The organism is Mucilaginibacter psychrotolerans (assembly GCF_004519315.1).
Classification (GTDB): domain Bacteria; phylum Bacteroidota; class Bacteroidia; order Sphingobacteriales; family Sphingobacteriaceae; genus Mucilaginibacter; species Mucilaginibacter psychrotolerans.
On sequence record NZ_SOZE01000081.1, the window covers coordinates 1 to 1227 of the forward strand.

General features: G+C 43.2%; 1 protein-coding gene. It reads left to right on the plus strand.

The genetic code is table 11. The annotated features are described in order from the left end of the window. A partial coding sequence (locus E2R66_RS28105; RefSeq protein WP_134738021.1) for an IS110 family RNA-guided transposase occupies window positions 1–1227 on the plus strand: 1227 nt, incomplete at both ends.

Genomic DNA, 1227 nt, shown 5'->3' on the forward strand with positions numbered 1-1227 from the left:
TGGAAGAGGGGTTTCAATTATCGGACAATAAGCAGGGACGGCAAAAGCTAAAAGAACTAATCAGGGGCTGGCAACAGGAAGGGCTTGAAGAATTGTATTGCGGAGTGGAAAGTACAGGTGGCTATGAAAATAACTGGTATGCCTATTTAAAGGCGAACTTTAAAGATAGTGCAGTATATGTATGTCGTATTAACCCCAAAGGCGTAAAGTCAATCGGAGAGGCTTCATTGAAGCGGACCATTACGGATGCAGTAAGCGCGGAGAACATCGCCGCTTACATGATCGGATTTCCTGACAAACTTGATTATGGCATTTATAGGGAAGCTGCCAATATAGCCTTTAAGGAAGGCAGGCAGCATGCTACCTGTATCAGGATGCACCAGAAACAGAAAGTGCAGTTAAGTAATCAGTTAGAAAAACTGCTGTACCAATACTTTGGCGAGGTATTGGTCTATTGCAGGCACGGCATGCCGGTTTGGTTATTGTCTATGCTGGTTAAATATCCAACAGCCGCTATGACGATCAAAGCTGGAGCAGGTAAGCTTGCTGTTTTTAAGGGAGTTAGCAGAGCAAAAGCAGATGCTATTATCAGTAAAGCCAAAAACAATATACAGGATGTAAGCCCACAGATCGCTCATATGATACAGGTTACAGCCAGGGAAATACTGCATAAGGAAGAGCTAATTAAGGATGAAAAGGAATACCTGGCCACGCTGCATGCAGATACCGAAGAGGTTGTTTTATTGCAAACAATACCAGGGTTAGGCTTGAGCAGCGCCGTTACGGTCGTATTAGAAATAGAAGATATAAGCCGGTTTGAAACCGTAAAAAAGCTGGCAGCCTTTTTTGGGGTACATCCTACGTTCAAACAAAGCGGGGATGAGATATGGGGGAACCACATGAGTAAGAAAGGTCGCGGCGAGATCAGGGCTGTACTGTATATGGCTTCTTTGAGTGCCATCAGGTATAATCCTATACTAAAACAAGTATATGCAAAAGCCAGGGCCAAAGGGATGAAGCATTACCCGGCAATGGGCGTAGTGATGCATAAGTTTCTAAGGATAATCTATGGCATCCTTACAAACAAAACGGTATTCAATCCGGAAACCGACGAACTGAATCAAAAAAGGTCAACAGAAAAGCAGCAAGAAAAAGAACTACAGGATAAGACTGAAAACAAAATAATCAAACAGAAAAAACACAGGTTCCAGGAGGTATCCACAGATG